This is a genomic window from Nonomuraea ferruginea, assembly GCF_039540635.1.
In the GTDB taxonomy this organism is placed as follows: domain Bacteria; phylum Actinomycetota; class Actinomycetes; order Streptosporangiales; family Streptosporangiaceae; genus Nonomuraea; species Nonomuraea ferruginea.
This window is the reverse complement of sequence record NZ_BAABFD010000028.1, coordinates 29,956-46,734: the sequence shown is the minus strand read 5'-3', so window position 1 is coordinate 46,734 and position 16,779 is coordinate 29,956. Positions and strand designations below refer to the sequence as shown.

Here is a 16,779-nt window from a genome sequence, read left to right as displayed (position 1 = left end):
GTGCAGGTTTCTACTCTTCTGCGCGAGGCTCTTTTCGCGGCTTCTGCTCCCTGCCCGCCTGTTTGAGCGCGAGCCGCAACGCGTACTCGATCTGCGCGTTGACGCTGCGGAGGTCGTCGGCCGCCCATTTCGCGATCGCGTCGTAGACGGCCGGGTCGAGGCGCAGCAGGAGCTTCTTCCGCTCAGGCATACAAGCTGCCGGCGTTCACCACCGGCTGGGTCGCCCGGTCGCCGCACAGGACGACCAGGAGGTTGGACACCATCTGCGCCCGCCGCTCCTCGTCGAGGTCGACCACGCCCTCCGAGGAGAGCCGGTCGAGCGCGAGCTGGACCATGCCGACCGCGCCCTCGACGATCCGCGTGCGCGCCGCCACCACCTGGCCGGCCTGCTGGCGGACCAGCATGGCCTGGGCGATCTCGGGGGCGTAGGCGAGGTGGGTGATGCGGGCCTCCAGGATCTCGATCCCCGCAAGGTCGGTGCGGTCGCGCAGCTCGGCGGTCAGCTCGGTGGCCACCTCGGCGCCGTCGCGCAGGCTGGTGCGCGCGGGGTCGTGGGAGTCGTAGGGGTGCGTGGTCGCCAGGTGGCGGACCGCCGCCTCCGACTGGATCGCGACGTACTCCTCGTAGTCGTCGACCGAGAACACGGCCTTTGCGCTGTCGACCACCTTGTAGACCACGACCGCGGCGATCTCGACCGGGCTGCCGTCGGCGTCGTTCACCTTCAGCTTGGCCGTCTCGAAGTTGCGCACCCGCAGGGTGACCTTGCGCTTGGTGGTGAGCGGCAGCACCCACTGGAACCCGGCGTCGGACACCGAGCCGACGTAGCGGCCGAGGAACTGCACGACCTTGGCCTCGTTCGGGTTGACGATCGTGAAGCCGCTGGCGGTCACCAGCACCAGCACGCCCCAGATCGAGCCGAGCACGATCAGCAGCACCGGCGACCCCAGGCCGAACAGCACCGCGCCGCCCAGCACCAGCAGGACGAGCAGCACCACGAACCCGTTGATCCTGAACGCACGTCGTTCCATGGCGTCTCCTTGCTATCGAAGTGATATCACTATGCTATCTCACTAAGCTCATGCGCGTGCATCAGGATCACGTCTCGCTCGCCACCGGCCAGCGCTCGCTCGGAGACCCCGCGATCGCCTATCCGCTCCGGCCGCCGCTCACCCGCGGCTGCCCCCGCACCAGCACCGGCCGGATCGCCTATCCCGTCGAGGTCGACTACGCCTACGACCGGGTGCCCGCCGGCCTGTTCGACCAGCCGCCCGGCCCCGACATCGCGCGGTGGGCGCCGCTGCTGCCGCCGCTGTCCGCGCCCACGCTCGGCGAGGGCGGCACCCCGCTGCTGGAGGCGTGCGGCGTGCTCGTCAAGGACGAGTCACGCAACCCGACCTGGTCGCACAAGGACCGGCTGAACCGCGTCACCGTCAGCGCCGCGCTCGCCGAAGGCGCGCCCGGCGTCGTCGTCGCCTCCTCCGGCAACCACGGCGCCTCGGCCGCCGCCTACGCCGCCCGCGCCGGGCTGCCCGCGATCGTGCTCGCCTCCGCCGGCTCGCCGCCCGCCGTGCAGTCCTTCGTCCGCGCGTACGGGGCGGCGGTGTTCAGCGTGCCGGTCGAGCGGCGCTGGCCGCTGATGACGGAGATCGTGGACCGGCTCGGCTACCATCCGGTCAGCAACCAGACCGTCACCCACACCGGCCACCCGTACGGGCCCGAGGGCTACAAGACGATCGAGTACGAGCTCTTCGTCCAGCTCGGCCGGGCACCCGCGGCGGTCTTCGCGCCGACCGGTTACGCCGAGCTGCTGTACGGGGTGTGGAAGGGCTTCGCCGAGCTGCGACGGCTCGGGGTCGCGGGGACCGCGCCCCGGATGTTCTCCTGCGAGCCCGCCGCCGGAGGCCCGCACGCGCGGGCCGTCGCCACCGGCGCCCCGGCCGCGATCGTCGAGGTCGGTCCGACGGACGCGTACGGGATCGCCTGCCCCGCCGGCGGTCACCGGGGCGTGCGCGCGGTCACCGACAGCGGCGGCGGCACGGTCCTGGTCACCGACGAGGAACTGCGCGCGGCCCAGCGCGACCTCGGGCGGGAAGGGCTCTGGCAGGAGCTGTCCGGCGCGGCCGGACTGGCGGGCTACCGGAAGCTGGGTGCCGCGTTCGACGGGCCGGTGGTGTGCGTGGGCACGTCCAGCGGGTTCAAGGACGTCGGCGTGGGGTCGGCGGAGATCGCCGAGGCGACGACCTTCGACGAGGTGGTGGCGAACCTTCCCGCGGGTTCGTGAACCTGGCTCGGCGGGTTTCCCTACGCCGCAGGCGTGGTGGCGAATCTCCCGAGTTTCGGCGGGATGAACCAGGGTTCCCCACGCCGCGCAGGTGTGGTGGCGAACCTTCCCCCGGTGGCTCGCAGGCGGGGGTTTCCCCTACGCCGTGGGTGCCCCTCTAGTTTTTCAGCCACACCCGCAGTGGGCCGAGCGGGGTGAAGCCGTGCTCGGCGGCCGGTGCCGGGTCGATCTCGTAGCCGACCAGGTCGCGGCCGGGGAAGAGCGCGGCGGCCTGGGTCCTGACGTGCGGCCAGGCGTCGTCGCCGAACACGTTGGACACGCCCACGGTCCTGCCGCCCGGCGTCTCGTTGAGCACGAACCCGGACGCCGTCCCTTCCTCCGCCCACAGGAGCTTGACGGACGGGTCGCCGAGCAGGGCGGCGGTGAACAGGCCGCCTTGGCCGCCCCACGCCTCCTCCCAGGCGCGCAGCGTCTCCGCGTCCCGCACCACGCGCCATCGGTTGTCGTGTGCGGTTCCCTGACGAGCATCCGGCCCAGCGTGGAGCCAGGTGGCTTCGAAGAGCAGCTCGAAGCCGGGCAGGGTGAGGGCGGCGAAGCTGTCCTTGACGGAGGCGCCGGGGGTGTCGTCGATGAAGGGGAGGATGTCGGCGTCCGTCGCCTCCGGGGACAGGGTGACGGCGTCGGGATAGTAGGGCGGGGTGCGGCGCGGATTCGTCCAGGCCCGTGGCGTGAAGGCGCCGGGGAGGCCGTGCGCGCGACACAGGGCGTCGCACCAGGCGGCGTTGTTGAGCGCCGCCTCCTCGATCATCTGGCGCCCTGCGTGGCGGTCATCGGGTCCTCCTTGTGGGGGTGGCCGTCAGGGGGTCCTCCGGCCAGGGATGCTTCGGGTAGCGGCCGCGCATCTCGGCGCGTACGGACCGGTAGGCGTCACGCCAGAACGACGCCAGGTCCGCCGTGACCGCCACCGGGCGGCCCGCGGGCGAGAGCAGGTGGATCAGCAGCGGCACGCCCGCGATCCGGGGCGCCTCCTGCCAGCCGAACAACTCCTGCAGCTTCACCGCCAGCACCGGCTGCTCGCCCGAGTAGTCGATCCTGACCCGCGAACCGGTGGGCACCTCGACCCGCTCCGGCGCCACCGCCTCCAGCCGCTCGCTCCACGGCACCAGGCGGCGCAGCGCCGCGGCCACGTCGATCCGCTCCAGGTCGGCGCGGCGGCGGGCGCGGGACAGCTCAGGCTCCAGCCACCGGTCGGCCAGGGCGACCAAATCGCTCACGTCAAGCCACGGCTCGCCCGCCGCGCGGTGGCAGAACGCCAGCCGGCCCCTGACCGCACGTGCCTCCTTCGTCCAGGTCAGCACCTCTTCGGTACGGAGCCCGTACAGGAGCGCGTCGCGCACGTCGGCATCCGGCAGCGGCGTGGCGGACAGCTCGACGGCGCCCAGCCGCTCGACCAGCCGCGCCGTCACGTCACCCCGTTTCGACCCGGGCGGCGCTTTCCAGGCGACCTCTTCTTCGACCGTCACCGGGTACGCCTGCCTGGCGATCTCCTCGTCGATCACCACTGCCTGGCGGATCCTCGCCGACGCCGACCCGGTCGGGCGGTCGGCCACCGCGACGGCCAGCCACTGCGCCGACGCCAGTTTTGAGCCCTCCGCGAGCTGGGCTTCCGTGCCGGACGCCATGAGGTACCCGCCCCCTCGCCGCCGCGCCACCCTCTCGGGAAACGCCAGCGCCACGGCCAGCCCGGCCACCTCGTCCTGAGTTCTCGGGGCGGGCGCGTCGTTCTTGGTGGGTTCTGTGACCGTCCGTTCCTCCGTGCGGCCCCTTCCCCTGCCGTCCGGAGAGGACCGGTCAGGGGTGGCGTCCCTTTCCCGGGTCCGGTGGCCCGCAGTACGGGAGAGGCGCCGCGTCTCGGCGCGCCAGCGGGCGGTGAAGGCGTCACGCCCACGACGGGCCGCACGCCAGACCTCCACCAGATCGTCGCCCGCGTCGCGCGGAAGCTGCTCCGACAACAGAGCGATCACCTCGGCGGCCTCGGGACCCACGTCGAGCAGAGCCCGTGCCAGCCGGGGATGCACCCCCGCCAACGCCATCCGCCGCCCCCGCTCGGTCACCCGTACGGACATGACCGCCCCACCGGGGGAGGTCCTCTGCGCCACGTCCTTTCCAGGCGCGCCGTCTCCCTGGTGGACGGGGGACGTCGCCTGCGCCGCGTTCCTTCGAGATGTGCTGTCTCTCTGGGCGGTTCCTTGTGCCGGCGTGTCCGTTCGAGGCGCGTTGTCATCCTGGGTGGCGGGGGAGGTCCTCTGCGTCGACGCGTCCGTTGGAGGCGCGTCGTCTCCCTGGGGGACAGAGGGCGTCGCCCGCGTCGCGTCCCTTTGCGGCGCGTTGTCTCTCTGGGTGGCGGTTTTCTGCGCCCACGCGTCCCTTTGAGGTGCGTTGTTTCCCCCGGTTGGGGTGGTTGTACGGGCCGGGGTGGGTTGGACGGCGCCCAGGGTGTGCAGGGTGGTGAGTGCGGCGGCGAGGGCGGCGGGCGGGGGTGGGTCGAGAAGGGCCAGGCCGGAGCCGTCGGGGGAGCCCCAGCAGGCCGCCTGGAGGGCGAACGACGTCAGGTCGGCGAGGGCGATCTCCGGGCTCGGCTGGTCGGGCAGGCGGTCGTGGTCGGCGGCGGACCAGCAGCGGTAGACGGCGCCGGGCGCCTCACGCCCGGCGCGGCCCGCGCGCTGGCCGGCCGAGGACTTGGAGACCCGCACCGTGGTGAGGGAGCCGAGACCGCGGGCGTGGTCGGTGCGCGGCTCGCGGGCCAGACCGGAGTCGACCACGACCCGCACGCCGGGCACGGTCAGGCTGGACTCGGCGACCGAGGTGGCCAGCACCACGCGCCGGGACGCGCCGGGGGAGAGCACCGCGTCCTGGACCCGGGCCGGCGCCTGACCGTGCACCTGGAGCACCTCGACGCCGTCGAGCATCGCCGCCACCCGGGCGATCTCGCCGACGCCGGGCAGGAAGCAGAGCACGTCGCCGTCCCGTTCGGCGAGCGCCCGCCGGACGACCCCGGCGACGTGCGACAGCAGGGCGGGGTCGACGCGCAGTCCGTGCGGCGGGGCGACCGGGCGCGGCGGCGGCGCCCACACGACGTCGACCGGGTGCGTGACGGCGGACGCCGCCACCACCGGCCCGCCGAGCAGCCGGGCCCAGGGGGCGGCGTCGGCGGTGGCGGAGGCGGCGATCAGCCGCAGGCCGGGCCGGAGCGTCTCGCGCACGTCCAGCAGGAAGGCCAGCGCCGTGTCGGCGTCCAGGTGGCGTTCGTGGCATTCGTCCAGCATGACGGCGTCCACCCCCGCCAACTCCTGGTCCCGCTGGAGCCGTTGCAGCAGCACGCCGGTGGTGACGACCTCCACCATCGGGTTGGCGCCGGTGTGGCGCTCGCCCCGGATCGCGTAGCTGACGCCCATCCGCCGGGCCGCCGCGCGCACCGCCAGCCGCCTGGGCTCGGCCACCACCACCCGCATGCCCGCCTCCGCCAGGGCGAGCGGCACGACCGTCGTCTTGCCCGTACCGGGAGGAGCGGTCAGCACGGCACTGCCGTGCGCGTCCAGCGCGGCGAGCAGGTCCGGCAGCACACGCCGAATCGGCAACGTGTCAGACGGTGGCATGGGCGGCGGAGAGCACCGAGTCGAGCAGGCCGGGGAAGCGGGCGTCGAGGTCGTCGCGGCGCAGGCTCATGAGCTTCTGCCTGCCGTCCTGCTTGGTCATGACCACGCCGGCCTCGCGCAGCGCGCGGAAGTGGTGGGAGGCGGTGGACTTGTGCACGCCCAGGTTGCGGCCCACGTCGCCGCAGGTCATCTCGCCCTCCGCGGCCAGGCGGGCGACGGCCTCCAGGCGTACGGGGTCGGACAGCGCTCGCAGCACCTCGGTGAGCTCGATGTCATCGGTGGCCGGATGGGGCAGGGCGCGCATGCTCCCCAAGATACCGGGTTTTATTGTTTGACAACGATCTAACAGTGCGTCAGTTTGATGGGCATCCAATTGATCCATCGGAGGACCAGTGAATCGCCGGCTCTACCCCCTCGCCGCCGGGAACTTCGCCGTCGGCACCGGCATGTTCGTCACCGCGGGCCTGCTCACCCCGATCGCCGCCGACCTGGACGTGTCCGTGGCCGCCGCCGGCCAGCTGATGACCGTGTTCGCGCTGGCGTACGCCGTGTTGTCGCCCTTGCTGGCCGCCGTGACGGCGGCGATGCCGCGGCGGACGCTGCTGCTGCTCGGGCTGGGCGTGTTCGTGCTGGGCAACGTGCTGACCGCCGTGGTGCCCGGTTACCCGCTGGTGGTGGCCACGCGGGTGCTCGCCGCCGCGGGGGCCGCGATGTTCACGCCGACCGCGTCGGGGGTGGCGGCCGCGCTGGCCGGTCCCGAGCATCGGGGGCGGGCGCTGGCGCTGGTGATGGGCGGGCTGAGCGTGGCCACCGCCATCGGCGTGCCGCTCGGCACGTGGATGGGCGCGGCGTACGGGTGGCGGGCCACCATCTGGCTGGTGGCAGGGCTGGCGGTGCTCGGCTTCGCCGGGATCGCGGCGCTGGTGCCCGACGTGCGGATCGCGGTCTCCGGCAGGCTGGGCGAGCGGTTCGCGCCGCTGGTCGACCGGGGTGTGCTCGCGGTGCTGGCGACGCAGCTGCTGATGTTCGCCTCGGCCTTCGCCGCCTACACCTACATCGGCTCGCTCTTCGACCTGCCGCTGCCCGCCGTGCTGTGGGCGTGGGGCGTGGGCGCCATCGTGGGCAACCAGCTCGGCGGCCGGCTCACCGACGCGTACGGGCCGCGCCGCATGGTGCTGGGCGGGCTGGCGGCGTCCACGCTGCTCATGGCCCTGATCCCGGTCGCCAACCTGGCCCTGCCCGTCGCCCTGGTCTGGGCGTTCCTGTGGGGTGCGCTGGGCTGGCTGGTGGCGCCCGCGCAGCAGTATCGCGTGGTCGCGGCGCTGCCGGGCAACGTGCCGGTCGGGCTCGGCCTGCTGTCGTCGGCCCAGTACACGGGGCTCGTGCTGGCGGGCGTCGCCGGCGGGCTGGTGCTCGACGCGTACGGGCGAGCAGGCGTGATCGCCCTGGCCACCGGCCTCGGCCTGGCGACGGTGCTCTTCACCCTCGCGACCTACCGCCCCGCGGTGGGCGGTCAGCCCAGGGCGGGGATCCAGCCGAGTGTGACCGCGAGGATGACGAGGAAGCCCAGGGCGAGCCGGTAGACGACGAAGCCGGTGAAGCTGTGGGTGCTGATGTAGCGCAGGAACCAGGCCACGGCGGCGTAGCCGACGATGAAGGAGATCACCGTGGCCAGGATCGTGGGCCCCCAGGCCGGGGTCTCGGCGCCGCCGATCTCCGACAGCTCGTACAGGCCCGAGGCCAGGACGGCCGGGATGGCCAGCAGGAACGAGTAGCGGGCGGCCTCCTCGCGCCGGTAGTCGAGCAGGAGGCCCGCCGTGATGGTGCCGCCCGAGCGGGAGACGCCGGGGATGAGGGCCGCCGCCTGGGCGAACCCGTACACCACGGAGTGCGGCACGTTGAGGTGCTTGGCGAGCGTGAGCTTGTTGCGCGCGGTGCGGTCGGCGAACCACAGGATGAGACCGAACAGGATGAGCGTGGTGCCGACCAGCCGCAGGTCGCGGAAGACGCCCTCGATCTGGTCCTTGAGCAGCAGGCCGAGCAGGGCGATGGGGATGCTGCCGAGGATCACGTACCAGCCCATGCGGGCGGCGATGTGGGAGCGCAGGGCGGGGGTCCACAGGGAGCGGGTCCAGGTGGAGGTGATCTCCCAGATGTCCTTCCTGAAGTAGATCAGGACCGCCGCTTCCGTGCCGAGCTGGATGACCGCGGTGAACGCGGCACCGGGGTCCTTCCAGCCGAAGAACGCCGAGGCGACGCGGATGTGGGCGCTGGAGGAGATCGGCAGGAACTCCGTCAGCCCCTGCAGCAATCCCAGCACCACGGCTTCCATCCAGCCGATCACGCCTGCACCTTCCCCCGATAGGAGCGCACGATGTAACGAGGTGAGGCTAGCGGAATCGGCGGCCCGCCAAGGCCAGTCGCGGCTGGTCGCCGCGCGGAGTTCACTCGCTGGTCACCCAGGCTCCGGCGTTGTCGCGGGCGAAGTCCGCGAAGTCCCCGGCCGGCCGGCCCAGCGCGGCCCGCATGCCGTCGGTGACGTGGGCGTTGCGGCCGTCGAGTGTCTCCGTGAACAGCATGGTCAGCATCTCGATCTCGTCCTCCGGCACGCCGTGCTCGGCCGCGCCCGCCGCGTACTCCTCGGTGGTGATCGGCACGTACGTGATGTCGCGGCCGGTCGCCTTGGACAGTTCGGCCGCCACGTCGGCGAAGGTGAGCACTCGCGGCCCGGTCAGCTCGTACAGCCTGCCCGCGTGCCCGTCCTCGGTGAGCGCGGCCACCGCGACGTCGGCGATGTCGTCCACGTCCACGAACGGCTCGGCCACGTCTCCGGCGGGCAGCGCGATGACGCCGTCGCGTACCGGCTCCAGCAGGTAGCCCTCCGAGAAGTTCTGCATGAACCAGGCGCACCGCACGATCGTCCAGGCGACGCCCGACTCGCGCACCACCTGCTCGGCGGCCTCGGCGAGCGGCTCGCCCCGGCCCGACAGCAGGACCAGCCGCTCGACGCCGGCCGCCACCGCGTGCTCGGTGAACGCCCGCACGTCGTCCAGCGCGCCCGGGACCGCCACGTCGGGATAGTAGGAGATGTACGCGGCGCGCGCCCCGTGGAGGGCGGCCTTCCAGGTGCCGCGGTCCGCCCAGTCGAAGGGCGGGGTGCCCGTACGGGAGCCCACGCGTACGGGCCGGCCGAGGGCTTCGAGCCTGTCTGCGATCCGGCGGCCGGTCTTGCCGGTGCCGCCCGTTACCAGGATGGTCATGCCCTCTAGTAAGCCGCCTGCCGGTGAGACTCTCCATGGTTGAGAAGCGCAATGGCATATGCGATCGTCTAACCATGGATCACCTGGCGGCGCTGCTCGACGGCCCGCGCGCCCGTGGCGCGTTCCTGCTGAGAGTCCTCCTCGACCCGCCCTGGGCGATGCGCGTGCAGGACGAGGCCCCGCTCACGCTGCTGGCCATGGTGCGCGGCGAGGCGTGGATCGTCCGCGACGGCCTGACGCGGGTGGGGCCGGGCGAGGTGGCCGTGGTGTGCGGGCCGGAGCCCTACGTGGTCGCCGACCGGCCCGGCACCCCGCCGCAGATCGTCATCCACCCCGGCGAGCGGTGCACCACCCTCGACGGCGAGTCGCTCTACCAGGCGATGCACCTGGGCGTGCGCACCTGGGGCAACGACCCCGACGGCGCCAGCTCCATGATCGTCGGCACCTACCTGATGGCCGGGGAGGTCAGCGGGCGGCTGCTGCGGGCGCTGCCGCCGCTGCTCGTCCAGCCAGGCGGGCCGCTCATCGAGATGCTGGGCGAGGAGGTGGTCAAGAACGAGCCCGGGCAGGAGGCGGTGCTCGACAGGATGCTCGACCTGCTGCTCATCGCCACGCTGCGCGGGTGGTTCGCCACCGGGGAGGCGCCGGCGTGGTACCGGGCGCAGAGCGACCCTGTCGTGGGCAAGGCCATGCGGATCATGCAGAACAACCCCGCGCACCCGTGGACGGTCGCCGCGCTGGCCGCCGAGGTGGGGGTCTCGCGTGCCTCGCTGGCCAGGCGGTTCACCGACCTGGCGGGCGAGCCGCCGATGGCGTTCCTGACCGGGTGGCGGCTGGCCCTGGCCGCCGACCTGCTCCGCGAGCCCGAGGCGACCGTGACCTCGGTCGCCAGGAAGGTCGGCTACGGCAGCCCGTTCGCGCTCAGCGCGGCCTTCAAACGGGCCCACGGCGTCAGCCCGCAGGAACACCGGGTGGGGGCCGGCCGGTGAAACCGCTGCTTCTCCTGGACGTGGACGGGGTGCTCAACCCCACCGGCCGCCCGTCCCCCGACTTCCGCCGCTACCGGTGCACGATCGGCAGCACCGTCTACACCGTGCACCTCAACCAGCGCCACGGCACCCGGCTGATGGAGCTCGCGCTGGAGACCGGCTCCGAGCTGGTGTGGGCGACGACCTGGGAGCAGCACGCCAACGAGTGGATCGCGCCCCGGCTCGGCCTGCCGCCGCTGCCCGTCATCGAGATGGCGCCCGGCGAGAACGGGAGCCGGCACGGCGAGATGTTCAAGACCCGCCACGTGGCCGAGTACGTCGGCGACCGGCCGTTCGTCTGGTTCGACGACCAGGTCTACCAGGAGGACGAGGACTACCTCAGGGCTCGTCAGGGTCTCGGCGAATTCCTGCTCGTCCACGTGCCCGGCAGAGTGGGCCTGACCAGCCGACATCTGGCCGCCGCGCGGGAGTGGCTGACCCTTACAGGGTTTTCTCAGGGTCAGTAGTGGGAGAAGAGAGCGAGGCTCGTGCGTTCTTCTCAGTAGAACGTCATCACACGGAGGGACACCATGTACCGCTCACGACAGCACCGGATGCTCGCCGGCGTCTGCGGAGGCCTCGCCGACAGGTTCGGCCTGTCGCCCACCCTCGTCCGGGTCCTCTGGTTGATCCTCTCGCTTTTCCCCGGCCCGATGTGGGTCGTCTACGTCGTCATGTGGATCCTGGTCCCCGAAGAGCCGAAGAAGTACTGAGGATTATCCTCTAAGGCATGAGGGCAAGGCCGCTGACACTGATCCAGGACGAGCTCGTCGACTACGACAAGGCGATGGAGCGCATGGCCGAGCTGGTCGACGAGCGCCAGCGCGACGCACGGCCGGACACGCTCTGGCTGCTCAGCCACCCGCAGGTCTACACGGTCGGCCGGCGCACCCCGTCGGCCCACCTGCCCGACCCGTCGCGCGGCATCCCGGTCGTGGAGACGGGCCGGGGCGGGCAGCTCACCTACCACGGCCCCGGCCAGCTCGTCGGCTACCTGATCGTCAAGCTGGGCGAGGAGGAGGGCATCGTCGACTACGTGCGTGAGGTGGAGCTGCGCCTGGTCGCCGCCCTCGGCGAGCTCGGCCTGCCCGCCGAGCGGCGCGACACCCCGCCGGGCTCGGAGCTGCTCACCGGCGTGTGGACCGCCGAGAGCGGCCGCAAGATCGTCTCCATCGGGATGCGGCAGAGCCGCGGCGTCACCAGCCACGGCTTCGCACTCAACGTCGACGGCGACCTGATGCCGTGGGACTGGGCGGTGGCTTGCGGGATGCCGGACGTCGACATGACCTCGCTCCAGCGGGAGCTCGGCGACGCCTCGATGGACCGGGTCCGCCCGGTGGTCGCGGCCGCCTTCGAGGCGTCCTGACTCACACGCGCGGGAAAACCTGCACCTCGGCATCATGGCCGGAGCCGTTGAGCTTGCCGTCACAGGTGTAAAGGGGCGCTTCCAGTGCTTCGGCGAGGGCCAGGTAACAGGAGTCGTAAGCGGTGTAGTTGTGCCGCAGCTCCCAGATCCGCTCTGCTATCCCCTTCATCTCGTAGCGCGTGATGTTGAGAGCCAGGTAGTCGGCCCGGGCCTGCTCGGCGATCGCGGCGGGCAGCTTGCCGCCGAGCACCAGTCCGCGCAACGTCGATAGGACCTCCACGTCAAGGAGGTGTGGAGCGTGGACGCTGGCTTGCAGCGCGCTGAGAAGTTCCATGTCAGCGTCGCGGCCCACGAGGGCCTCCACCATGGCGGAGGAATCGATGACTATCATCGCCTGCCCTCGGCTACTGCTTGCAGAATCTCCTCACTCGACGGCCCCTGGGAGCGATCGCGGGCCTTCAGGCGCTTGACGATTTCGGCGTTGGTCGGCCGAGCGGCGATATCGGCTAGTTCTCTGGCGACGTACGCGGAAAGAGACAGGCCGGCCTCAGCCGCACGTGCTTTGAGTTGTTCAGCGATCGGTTCGGGCACGTCGCGAATGTAGAGAGTCGCCATGATGGCGATGCTAGCAGGTTGCTAGCAAGATTTCACGGCATGGCCGTGGGTTTTGTTCCCTGAGCGGACATGGCGAAGGGATCCGCCTCTTCTCGCAGTTCCCGGTTCCCGGCCGAGACGGTCCACCTCGGCCGGGGGAGCGGGAGGGGGCGGCGCCCCCTCGCCGGGGGTGCGGGGGCGTGCCCCCGCAGTCACAGCCTGAGCTCTTCGGCGCCGAGCGCCTCCGGGGCGAAGACCTTGCCTTCAGGCGTCCATGGGGACCTCGTCGATGGTGCGGCGGGGGCCGGTGAACCAGTGGCGGGCCGACAGCCACCACCACAGGCCGATGCCGATCAGCACCACGCCCACCGCGATCGGGGCGTAGTTGACCGACGTCCAGGTGAAGTCCTCGTCGCCGGGCACCCCGGCCGGGGAGAACGGCATGATGAAGTACACGCAGACGACCGCGATCTCGATCACCGCGATCCAGCCGAGCACCTTGTACCTGCGCCCGAGCGTCCACGGCCCGGGCTCGAAGCGGTCGCCCATCCGCAGCCGGAGCCAGATGGGGATGAGGAACGCCAGGTAGAGCCCGATGACCGCGATCGACACCACGGCGAAGAAGGCCACCGGGGTCGTCAGGCCGGGAGGGGCGTAGAGGGCGGGCAGGGTGATGAAGGCGGCGGCGCCGCAACCGGCCAGGATGGCGTTGACCGGCGTGCGATTGCGGTCGACCCGCGACCAGAGCCGCCAGCCGGGCACCGCGCCGTCGCGGGCGAACGCGTACGTCATCCGTGACATGGACGTCACGCAGCTCATGCCGCAGAAGAACTGGCCGATGGTGGAGATCGCGAAGATGGCGGTGGCCAGCGGCGAGCTGAGCGCGGTCTCGAAGATCGCGCCGACGAAGCCGCCCTGCTCGTTGATCGCGTCCACGTTCGTGGCCGCGAACAGGAACGCCAGCAGGACGATCCAGCCGCCGATCGCCGAGTAGAAGATCGACTGCCACAGGCCGCGGGCGGCGGCCGTGGAGGCGCCCTGGGTCTCCTCCGAGACGTGCGCGCACGCGTCGAAGCCGGTGATCGTGTACTGGGTGAGCAGGAAGCCGAGCGGCAGCACGTACAGCCAGAACGTCAGCCCGTTGGAGCCGTCGCCGAAGCCGGAGTTGTTGATCGTCTCGGTGAACACGAAGCCCACCGACTGGTGCTCGGACGGGCCGAAGACCAGGATCCCGACCACGATGGCGGCGCCGAAGACGTGCCACCAGACGGAGACGTTCTGCAGCAGTGAGATGAGCCGGTGGCTGAAGATGTTGATCAGCGCGTGCAACCCGAGCACGATCACGAACAGCAGGAACGCCTGCGAGAGCGTGCCTTCCCAGGCGCCGCCGGTGAGCCGGGTGAGGGTGATGTTGAGGAAGGTCGCGCAGCCGTAGTCGACGGACGCGGTGACCGCGATGAGGCCGATCAGGTTGAGCCAGCCGGTGAACCAGCCGTGGATCGGCTTGCCCATCTTGGCGGCCCACCAGTAGATGCCGCCCGCGGTCGGGAACGCGGAGACCAGCTCCGACATGCAGAAGCCGATGATCAGGATGAAGAGGGAGATCAGCGGCCAGCCCCAGGAGATGGCGATGGGGCCGCCGTTGTTCCACGCCTGGCCGAAGGTGGTGAAGCAGCCGGCGAGGATCGAGATGATGGAGAACGAGATGGCGAAGTTGGAGAATCCGCTCCAGGTCCGGGCCAGCTCCTGCTTGTAGCCGAGCTCGGCGAGTCGCTTGGAATCCTCTTCTGTGCTCACTGAGGTCTCCCTGGGGGGCGCGGAGGACGCTCTCTTTGGTCTAGGTTTAGACCATTCTTTGGTATACGTCCAGACCATTTCCGCGGCCCGCGCAAGGAGTTTCGGGCGAGCGGGGCGGGCCGCGGCCCGCCCCTGTCACGTCAGTCCCCGAGCACCTCGACCGTGGCCTGGCAGAACGCCTTGAGGTCGTCCGGCTTGCGGCTGGTGACCAGCTTGTTCGGCCCGGCGTCGCAGACCACGACCTCCTCGTCGACCCAGTTCGCGCCGGCGTTGCGCAGGTCGGTCTGGAGGCTCGGCCAGGACGTCATCTGCCGGTCCCGGACGGCGTCGGCCTCGATCAGCGTCCACGGCGCGTGGCAGATCGCCGCGACCGGCTTGCCGCCCTGGAAGAAGTCCTGGACGAACCGTACGGCCTTCGGGTCGGTACGCAGGAAGTCGGGGTTGGCGACGCCGCCGGGCAGCACGAGCCCGTCGAAGTCGGCCGCCGACACCTCCTCGACCGTGCCGTCCACGGCGAACGTGTCGGCCTTGTCCAGGTGGTTGAACGCCTTGATCTGCCCCGGCTCGGTGGAGATCAGCTTCGGCGTGCCACCGGCCTGCTTGACGGCCTTCCACGGCTCGGTGAGCTCGACCTGCTCGACGCCTTCGGGCGCGACCAGGAAAGCGATGGTCTTGTCCTGGAGCATGATGAAACCCCCTATTTCGTGGTTTCTCACCCCCTATCCGTGAGTTCCCGATCTATACGCGATGTGCGCGGCCCACGCCGTCGCGGCGCCGGCCGCGTACCAGAAGAGGTCGGGCGGGTTGAACGTGCTGCCGAGCAGCGGGCGCAGCACCTCGGGGATGCCGAGGAGCTGGGCGAACTCGATCGCCCAGCTCAGCCCGGCCGCGGTGAGCGCGGCGACCCAGGGGCGCACGCGCGGCCACACGAGCAGGACGAGCAGATAGATCAGCACCGTGTAGAGCGCGTCGCCGGCGTACTTGGGGACCGGGCCGTCCCAGAGCAGCCGGACGCCGAGTCCGAGGACGACCGTGACGAGGGCGGCCACCATAACCGGCAAACGGGACATTCAGCGGAGCCTAGTAGCATCGCCGTACATGAGCGCGACCATGGTGGTACGGGGGCTGGCTGCCGGTCACGGGGAGCGGGTGCTGTTCACGGGGCTGGACCTGGTCGTGAGCCCCGGCGACGTGATCGGCCTGGTGGGGGCCAACGGCGCGGGCAAGTCGACCCTGCTGCGCATGATGGCCGGCCTCGACCGGCCCGAGGAGGGCGAGATCCGGCTCAGCCCGGCCGCCGCCACCGTCGGCTACCTGCCGCAGGAGCCCGATCGCAGGCCGGGTGAGACCGTGATGGAGTTCCTGGCCCGCCGCACCGGCGTGGCACGGGCGCAGCGCGACCTGGACACCACCGCGCAGGCCCTGGCCGATCAGGCGCCCGGCGCCGACGACGCCTACAGCGTGGCGCTGGAGCGCTGGCTGGCGCTGGGCGGCGCCGACCTGGACGAGCGCGCCGAGGCGATCGGCCTGCCGGTGGCGCTGGAGCAGCCGATGACCTCGCTGTCGGGCGGCCAGGCGGCCCGCGCCGGGCTGGCCTCGCTGCTGCTCAGCCGCTACGACCTGTTCCTGCTCGACGAGCCCACCAACGACCTGGACCTCGACGGGCTCGACCGGCTGGAGGGCTTCGTCAAGGGCCTGCGGGCCGGCACGGTCGTGGTCAGCCACGACCGTGAGTTCCTGGCCAGGACCGTCACCGACGTGCTGGAGCTCGACCTGGCCCAGCAGCGGATCCACCTGTTCGGCGGCGGCTACCAGGCCTACCTGGACGAGCGCGAGGTCGCCAGGCGGCACGCCAGGGAGCGTTACGAGGAGTACGCCGAGACCCGCGCCGACCTGGAGGGCCGCGCCCGGAGGCAGCGGGCGTGGATGGAGAAGGGCGTCAAGAACGCCCGCCGCAAGATGCCCGACAACGACAAGATCGGGCGCAACGCCCGCGTCGAGACCACCGAGAAGCAGGCCGCCAAGGCCCGGCAGACGGAGAAGCTGCTGGAGCGGCTGGAGGAGGTCGAGGAGCCGCGCAAGGAGTGGGAGCTGCGCATGGAGATCGCCGTCGCGCCCCGCTCCGGCGCGGTGGTGGCCACGCTGCGCGGCGCGGTCGTCAGGCGGGGCGGCTTCACGCTGGGGCCGGTCGACCTGGAGATCGGCTGGGCCGAGCGGGTGGCGATCACCGGGGCCAACGGCTCGGGCAAGACCACGTTGCTCGGCGCCCTGCTCGGGCGCGTCCCGCCGGACGAGGGGCACGCCTCGCTCGGCTCCGGCGTGGTGGTGGGCGAGGTCGACCAGGCGCGCGGGCTGTTCGAGGGGGAGGAGGCGCTGCTCGACGCGTTCACCGCGCACGCCGACCTGGTGCCGGGTGAGGCGCGCACGCTGCTGGCCAAGTTCGGGCTGAAGGCGCACCACGTGCTGCGGCCCGCCTCGACGCTCTCACCGGGCGAGCGCACCCGCGCCGCGCTGGCCCTGCTGCAGGCCAGGGGCGTCAACCTGCTGGTGCTCGACGAGCCGACGAACCACCTCGACCTGCCCGCGATCGAGCAGCTGGAGTCGGCGCTGGCCGGCTATCCCGGCACGCTCCTGCTCGTCACCCATGACCGCCGCATGCTGGAGGCGGTCAGCGTCGGCAGGAGGCTCGTGGTGGACCAGGGACGCGTGTCCGAGTCCCACTGAAAATTTACACCGCACAAAGATACGAAGATGAAACAATTCTCCGTATCTCGTTGACATGCGTAGTTCCTATGGT

19 protein-coding genes are annotated in these 16,779 nt (G+C 71.5%); 7 read left to right on the top strand and 12 right to left on the bottom strand.

What is annotated here, in order from left to right:
• Positions 1 to 10: 10 nt before the first annotated feature.
• Entirely contained in the window at positions 11 to 190 is a 180-nt protein-coding gene (locus ABD999_RS38870; protein WP_148036559.1) for a type II toxin-antitoxin system antitoxin, read from the bottom strand.
• The gene (locus ABD999_RS38865) at positions 183 to 1,028 is read right to left on the bottom strand and encodes an SPFH domain-containing protein (RefSeq protein ID WP_219546930.1); all 846 of its coding nucleotides are present in this window, start codon (positions 1,026 to 1,028) and stop codon (positions 183 to 185) included. The genes ABD999_RS38870 and ABD999_RS38865 overlap by 8 nt, the downstream gene beginning before the upstream one ends.
• 56 nt (positions 1,029 to 1,084) lie before the next feature.
• Between ABD999_RS38865 and ABD999_RS38860 the strand changes: the two genes are divergently transcribed.
• Complete coding sequence (locus tag ABD999_RS38860) at positions 1,085 to 2,281, top strand: threonine synthase (RefSeq protein ID WP_271275145.1); 1,197 nt, start codon at positions 1,085 to 1,087, stop codon at positions 2,279 to 2,281.
• A gap of 157 nt (positions 2,282 to 2,438) precedes the next feature.
• Here ABD999_RS38860 and ABD999_RS38855 read toward each other — a convergent pair whose 3' ends face one another.
• Genes ABD999_RS38855 through ABD999_RS38845 form a run of 3 tightly spaced genes read right to left on the bottom strand, consistent with a single transcriptional unit; the run spans position 2,439 to position 6,241 of the window.
• On the bottom strand, positions 2,439 to 3,089 hold the full coding sequence (locus tag ABD999_RS38855; RefSeq protein WP_271275146.1) for a hypothetical protein: 651 nt from the start codon (positions 3,087 to 3,089) through the stop codon (positions 2,439 to 2,441).
• A gap of 19 nt (positions 3,090 to 3,108) precedes the next feature.
• Positions 3,109 to 5,937 (bottom strand): ATP-dependent RNA helicase, encoded by a 2,829-nt coding sequence (locus ABD999_RS38850; protein WP_271275147.1) that lies wholly within the window; start codon positions 5,935 to 5,937, stop codon positions 3,109 to 3,111.
• Positions 5,924 to 6,241 carry an ArsR/SmtB family transcription factor gene (locus tag ABD999_RS38845; protein WP_148036564.1) on the bottom strand — a complete coding sequence of 106 codons (318 nt, stop codon included), beginning with the start codon at positions 6,239 to 6,241 and terminating at the stop codon, positions 5,924 to 5,926. Before ABD999_RS38845 ends, ABD999_RS38850 begins: the two co-directional genes overlap by 14 nt.
• 88 nt (positions 6,242 to 6,329) lie before the next feature.
• Between ABD999_RS38845 and ABD999_RS38840 the strand changes: the two genes are divergently transcribed.
• Positions 6,330 to 7,520, top strand: a complete 1,191-nt coding sequence (locus tag ABD999_RS38840; protein WP_271275148.1) for an MFS transporter — start codon at positions 6,330 to 6,332, stop codon at positions 7,518 to 7,520.
• On the opposite strand, the gene ABD999_RS38835 is transcribed toward ABD999_RS38840, so the two are convergent.
• Together ABD999_RS38835 and ABD999_RS38830 are read right to left on the bottom strand one after the other, a co-directional pair.
• Complete coding sequence (locus tag ABD999_RS38835) at positions 7,451 to 8,281, bottom strand: undecaprenyl-diphosphate phosphatase (RefSeq protein WP_261809054.1); 831 nt, start codon at positions 8,279 to 8,281, stop codon at positions 7,451 to 7,453. The two genes, ABD999_RS38840 and ABD999_RS38835, sit on opposite strands and share 70 nt — an antisense overlap.
• Positions 8,282 to 8,381: 100 nt before the next feature.
• Positions 8,382 to 9,197 carry an NmrA family NAD(P)-binding protein gene (locus ABD999_RS38830; protein ID WP_271275149.1) on the bottom strand — a complete coding sequence of 272 codons (816 nt, stop codon included), beginning with the start codon at positions 9,195 to 9,197 and terminating at the stop codon, positions 8,382 to 8,384.
• A gap of 74 nt (positions 9,198 to 9,271) precedes the next feature.
• Between ABD999_RS38830 and ABD999_RS38825 the strand changes: the two genes are divergently transcribed.
• From ABD999_RS38825 to lipB, 4 genes are all read left to right on the top strand, one after another.
• The gene (locus ABD999_RS38825; RefSeq protein ID WP_148036567.1) at positions 9,272 to 10,186 is read left to right on the top strand and encodes an AraC family transcriptional regulator; all 915 of its coding nucleotides are present in this window, start codon (positions 9,272 to 9,274) and stop codon (positions 10,184 to 10,186) included.
• The gene (locus ABD999_RS38820; RefSeq protein ID WP_271275150.1) at positions 10,183 to 10,692 is read left to right on the top strand and encodes an HAD domain-containing protein; all 510 of its coding nucleotides are present in this window, start codon (positions 10,183 to 10,185) and stop codon (positions 10,690 to 10,692) included. Before ABD999_RS38825 ends, ABD999_RS38820 begins: the two co-directional genes overlap by 4 nt.
• Before the next feature lie 63 nt (positions 10,693 to 10,755).
• The gene (locus ABD999_RS38815; RefSeq protein WP_148036569.1) at positions 10,756 to 10,938 is read left to right on the top strand and encodes a PspC domain-containing protein; all 183 of its coding nucleotides are present in this window, start codon (positions 10,756 to 10,758) and stop codon (positions 10,936 to 10,938) included.
• Between the two features lie 17 nt (positions 10,939 to 10,955).
• Positions 10,956 to 11,591 carry a lipoyl(octanoyl) transferase LipB gene (gene lipB / locus ABD999_RS38810; protein ID WP_148036570.1) on the top strand — a complete coding sequence of 212 codons (636 nt, stop codon included), beginning with the start codon at positions 10,956 to 10,958 and terminating at the stop codon, positions 11,589 to 11,591.
• A 1-nt stretch (position 11,592) separates the two neighbouring features.
• On the opposite strand, the gene ABD999_RS38805 is transcribed toward lipB, so the two are convergent.
• The 5 genes from ABD999_RS38805 to ABD999_RS38785 all read right to left on the bottom strand — a co-directional run bounded on the left by ABD999_RS38805 (position 11,593) and on the right by ABD999_RS38785 (position 15,052).
• On the bottom strand, positions 11,593 to 11,982 hold the full coding sequence (locus ABD999_RS38805) for a type II toxin-antitoxin system VapC family toxin (RefSeq protein ID WP_271275151.1): 390 nt from the start codon (positions 11,980 to 11,982) through the stop codon (positions 11,593 to 11,595).
• Entirely contained in the window at positions 11,979 to 12,206 is a 228-nt protein-coding gene (locus ABD999_RS38800; RefSeq protein ID WP_219546945.1) for a FitA-like ribbon-helix-helix domain-containing protein, read from the bottom strand. The genes ABD999_RS38805 and ABD999_RS38800 overlap by 4 nt, the downstream gene beginning before the upstream one ends.
• A gap of 243 nt (positions 12,207 to 12,449) precedes the next feature.
• Positions 12,450 to 13,982 carry an amino acid permease gene (locus tag ABD999_RS38795; protein ID WP_219546946.1) on the bottom strand — a complete coding sequence of 511 codons (1,533 nt, stop codon included), beginning with the start codon at positions 13,980 to 13,982 and terminating at the stop codon, positions 12,450 to 12,452.
• A gap of 140 nt (positions 13,983 to 14,122) precedes the next feature.
• Positions 14,123 to 14,668: a type 1 glutamine amidotransferase domain-containing protein gene (locus tag ABD999_RS38790; RefSeq protein ID WP_271275152.1), complete on the bottom strand. Its 546-nt coding sequence runs from the start codon at positions 14,666 to 14,668 to the stop codon at positions 14,123 to 14,125.
• A gap of 33 nt (positions 14,669 to 14,701) precedes the next feature.
• Entirely contained in the window at positions 14,702 to 15,052 is a 351-nt protein-coding gene (locus ABD999_RS38785; RefSeq protein WP_271275153.1) for a DUF2809 domain-containing protein, read from the bottom strand.
• Positions 15,053 to 15,080: 28 nt separating this feature from the next.
• On the opposite strand from ABD999_RS38785, the gene ABD999_RS38780 reads away from it, so the two are divergent.
• Entirely contained in the window at positions 15,081 to 16,706 is a 1,626-nt protein-coding gene (locus tag ABD999_RS38780) for an ABC-F family ATP-binding cassette domain-containing protein (RefSeq protein WP_219546950.1), read from the top strand.
• The last annotated feature ends 73 nt before the right edge of the window (positions 16,707 to 16,779 follow it).

Coding starts and splice junctions, on each gene's coding strand:
- ABD999_RS38870 (WP_148036559.1), bottom strand. CDS start 190: ATGCCTGAGCGGAAGAAGCTCCTGCTGCGCCTCGACCCGGCCGTCTAC.
- ABD999_RS38865 (WP_219546930.1), bottom strand. CDS start 1,028: ATGGAACGACGTGCGTTCAGGATCAACGGGTTCGTGGTGCTGCTCGTC.
- ABD999_RS38855 (WP_271275146.1), bottom strand. CDS start 3,089: ATGATCGAGGAGGCGGCGCTCAACAACGCCGCCTGGTGCGACGCCCTG.
- ABD999_RS38850 (WP_271275147.1), bottom strand. CDS start 5,937: ATGCCACCGTCTGACACGTTGCCGATTCGGCGTGTGCTGCCGGACCTG.
- ABD999_RS38845 (WP_148036564.1), bottom strand. CDS start 6,241: ATGCGCGCCCTGCCCCATCCGGCCACCGATGACATCGAGCTCACCGAG.
- ABD999_RS38830 (WP_271275149.1), bottom strand. CDS start 9,197: ATGACCATCCTGGTAACGGGCGGCACCGGCAAGACCGGCCGCCGGATC.
- ABD999_RS38825 (WP_148036567.1), top strand. CDS start 9,272: ATGGATCACCTGGCGGCGCTGCTCGACGGCCCGCGCGCCCGTGGCGCG.
- ABD999_RS38815 (WP_148036569.1), top strand. CDS start 10,756: ATGTACCGCTCACGACAGCACCGGATGCTCGCCGGCGTCTGCGGAGGC.
- lipB (WP_148036570.1), top strand. CDS start 10,956: ATGAGGGCAAGGCCGCTGACACTGATCCAGGACGAGCTCGTCGACTAC.
- ABD999_RS38805 (WP_271275151.1), bottom strand. CDS start 11,982: ATGATAGTCATCGATTCCTCCGCCATGGTGGAGGCCCTCGTGGGCCGC.
- ABD999_RS38800 (WP_219546945.1), bottom strand. CDS start 12,206: ATGGCGACTCTCTACATTCGCGACGTGCCCGAACCGATCGCTGAACAA.
- ABD999_RS38790 (WP_271275152.1), bottom strand. CDS start 14,668: ATGCTCCAGGACAAGACCATCGCTTTCCTGGTCGCGCCCGAAGGCGTC.
- ABD999_RS38785 (WP_271275153.1), bottom strand. CDS start 15,052: ATGTCCCGTTTGCCGGTTATGGTGGCCGCCCTCGTCACGGTCGTCCTC.
- ABD999_RS38780 (WP_219546950.1), top strand. CDS start 15,081: ATGAGCGCGACCATGGTGGTACGGGGGCTGGCTGCCGGTCACGGGGAG.